General features: G+C 45.4%; 4 protein-coding genes. All 4 read right to left on the bottom strand.

Annotated features, from left to right (window positions below; genetic code table 11):
• Positions 1 to 567: 567 nt before the first annotated feature.
• Positions 568 to 978, bottom strand: coding sequence for a hypothetical protein (locus GF309_07005; protein ID MBD3158526.1), 411 nt, complete (start codon positions 976 to 978; stop codon positions 568 to 570).
• A 182-nt stretch (positions 979 to 1,160) separates the two neighbouring features.
• Positions 1,161 to 1,418 (bottom strand): hypothetical protein, encoded by a 258-nt coding sequence (locus GF309_07000; protein MBD3158525.1) that lies wholly within the window; start codon positions 1,416 to 1,418, stop codon positions 1,161 to 1,163.
• A 263-nt stretch (positions 1,419 to 1,681) separates the two neighbouring features.
• Entirely contained in the window at positions 1,682 to 2,098 is a 417-nt protein-coding gene (locus GF309_06995) for a hypothetical protein (protein ID MBD3158524.1), read from the bottom strand.
• Positions 2,099 to 2,134: 36 nt separating this feature from the next.
• Positions 2,135 to 2,437, bottom strand: a complete 303-nt coding sequence (locus tag GF309_06990; protein ID MBD3158523.1) for a hypothetical protein — start codon at positions 2,435 to 2,437, stop codon at positions 2,135 to 2,137.
• Positions 2,438 to 3,110 lie beyond the last annotated feature (673 nt).

The raw sequence follows: 3,110 nt of genomic DNA, 5'->3' as shown, positions 1-3,110 counted from the left end.
GGATATTGGGGATGAGGAAGAGGAGTAACGGAATTAAGAATAATCCAAACCAGAAAAGCACATGTGTGGTCATTCGTGAAGCTGCTGCAACATAGAACGATGCAACTCCAGTTATTTCTTCTTGGACATTTGCCCTTCTCTTCCATATAGCTTTGCTGCCTTGCACAACAACATAGAGGAAGGCAAGCACAGACATACTATAAAGAGCCAGGCCCACCAGAAATGAATAAGAAAAACCCATTTTCGTTCTACTCCTTCAGCTTGTCTATTACTGTGATGTAGCAATATGAAGTCCGCACGTAACTATTACTCCCAAAATGACTAGTGAACATACTAGATTCGCTCCTGCAGATCGCCCCTTAGTCCCCTTTTCTGACCAATTGCGGATGAACCAGAATCTGCCACGAGGTGCAAATTGAAATTCTGACCTGGGAGCATATTACTATTACTCGAACCATCAAGATTTTCATATGCAACAGGATTCCAATAAATGCGGTGGCTGAAAGCCGCATAAGAGCAATCTGATATTAAATAGGAATCCGTTCCTGCACGTCCTCTGGACAAACCTTAGAATGCCTCCCAAGGCATTGGTTCTTGAGCCTTTTCTTTTTGATTTTCCGAGATGATATTCATTCCATTCTTGTGATATATAATGACCGTTTCTGAGAGGAGATAAGTGCCTGCCGCACCTAGAAAGACTTCAATCCAATGTGCATAGTATAACCACCCTGCAAAACCAAGCGAAACATCCGCACCAAACAGCACAGGGGATACAAGGAGCCATATCAGTATGAAAGGTAGAACTCCTATGAAGGTAGCACGTCCGTAAGCTCCTCGAAACTCAGCAACTGTTATTGCTGATTTTTCTTTAAGAGGTGTCAGGAACATCCTCGATCCCAAAGCCACAAAAAGTAGATTCACAATCCACATTATGACCATATACGCTAGGAAATCCGCATTCACGAACAGGCTCTCCATTTCTTTCATCCCTTTGTATTAAGACTTCTTTTGCATTTGAATTGAGCATCCGAATCTCAGCATAGTCCCAAGACGGAATATCCCGCTATCTGGTAGGCCGCCATGAAAAGCTCGATGATTAGCACGAGTTTAACCCAAATAAATAAGGTGCTCATATCGCTCAGGCTCATAATCCACCTTCGTCAATCGATTCTCCGGGCGCTCAATGCAGCCTTAAGGCCAGTGTGGCTCCATGCAGCCCACCAGAAATGAATAAGAAAAACCCATTTTCGTTCTACTTCTTCAGCTTGTCTATTGCTGACTATTCTAGACAAAAAACCCCATATGTCTTCTCCGAGGTGTGGGATTGTTGCCACAACTGATCGACAACCGAAAACCCGGTGGGCCGATAGAGTCCATATGTACGGTCTAGCGGTTGAACATACGTGGATTCTTGCCATCCACTTCCTCCACTCTCGACGTAATTGTACGTCGCAAAGTTCTGATTTGAAAGAGAGGAGATAAACATGCCATTTTAAATCATTGTTGCTCTGATAAATTTCCCCAAACTTCGTAGAGCTGTTCTGATAGCCTACATATTGCAGTCGCAGTGAATACCCGGAGCATCACTCCAACTATGAATACGCCAAAACTGGTGTTGGCGGGATAATCAATATCATGAAGGAGATTTTGCTGTTCCAAATGGAACATTAGTTAGGGCAAATTATTCTCCAGCTTGTTCCTTTTCCAATACTTCGTGCGCAGACCCCAAACCTCCAGTTGGGTCTGGGCTATTACACCCCACAGTCAGGAGCATAAGAATGGAACAAAGAATCACCCAGAAGGGTAGGGATTGGAGGAAAGAGAGCAGTTCTAAAGGCCATAGAATAGAAACAGTAATAGTTGGTATTCCAAACAAGATTGCTAATGAACCAAAACCTGCCAAGAGGTTCAACTTGATATCCTGAACAAGGCGCATATGTAGTTTGACGAGCGATGGGAGCTCTGATTTTGATGAAATCTTCCCCTGCAGTATTCTTTTTTTGTAGATGCCCGTAATATTCTCAGAGACTAAAAAAACGAACAATGGAATGGCCGATATTAACCCTACAGTGATAATAATCGGTGATTCAATGCTCACTTTCTATTCCCCATTTGTTTGATACCCGCTTTGTGTCTATTGACTCACTCCACTGAAAAAGATGCCTGCTGCAACAGCAATTCCCAACAGAGTTACCATTACCCGGCTCATCAGGAAAAATGTGTCATGATATCCCCAATCCTCCAAAGGTGTACTCCGGTATTTGTCAAGGAAGCCTAATAATCTGCCAAAGATAGATTGCTTCGAAATAGTATTTCCAGCAAATATGACGCCCCAAACGAGTACAACAGGACCAGCGAACGCATCAAGAGCACTCAATGCACTATTCATGTATTCTTGGGCAATTGTGATTGTGAGCGTTGAAATCCACTTCCACATTGCTGTCTTTGATTCTCAAGTCAATCAGCGAATTGCCCTGATATCTATGCCCTTGGATGACCATATATTTGACAACCCTAGCAGGGTCAGCAGCACTCGCATGAGATGCAGTCATGCTGTCAATCGTTGACTTATCCGTCTGAGTTGACTCTTGATAACATGTTTCTTACAGTTTAGGAACTGCGTGAAACTTCTGTGTTCCACCCTTCCCCTGCCAGCGTCGCCGCCCCCACGGTACCCGTAGGCCCGTGAGTCAGTAGGGACTTTGTCCGCGTTCACCGGAACGGAGTTCCTCCCGCGGTCCTGGCTTCTTTCTCCTGTCGTTGCCCCGGGTCATCACTCCCGGGGACAGCGAGGTCTTCCACAGTGCTTGCCACGGCGTGGTCATGATCACCCACCTCAACATTGTCACCGCCGCTGAGGAGGCCCATTACAGACGAGGTGAACAGCCGCGGACTCTCCGGGACTTGATAGAGTCCCTGTGCAGAGAGTGAGGACTTCTGTTTAGAAGAACGAGTCTTCCTTACAGCTTTCGGCCGCGTGCTTCATGACGAATCATTAGCCCACTTGCCTAGTCCTACTGAACCCCGGTCTCCTACTGAGCCTAATAAACTCCTACCGCCCTCAGTCACAATAGCACTTGGAGGAAATCTTACGGATTTCTTACACTTCT

The organism is Candidatus Lokiarchaeota archaeon (genome assembly GCA_014730275.1).
Lineage (GTDB): Archaea > Asgardarchaeota > Thorarchaeia > Thorarchaeales > Thorarchaeaceae > WJIL01.
Note: the sequence above shows the minus strand (reverse complement) of the source record. Positions and strands in the feature narration are given on the sequence as shown.

What these genes read in the sequence shown, in the direction of transcription:
- GF309_07005 (MBD3158526.1), bottom strand. Translation starts at nt 978, where the DNA reads ATGGAGAGCCTGTTCGTGAATGCGGATTTCCTAGCGTATATGGTCATA.
- GF309_07000 (MBD3158525.1), bottom strand. Translation starts at nt 1,418, where the DNA reads ATGGCAAGAATCCACGTATGTTCAACCGCTAGACCGTACATATGGACT.
- GF309_06990 (MBD3158523.1), bottom strand. Translation starts at nt 2,437, where the DNA reads ATGTGGAAGTGGATTTCAACGCTCACAATCACAATTGCCCAAGAATAC.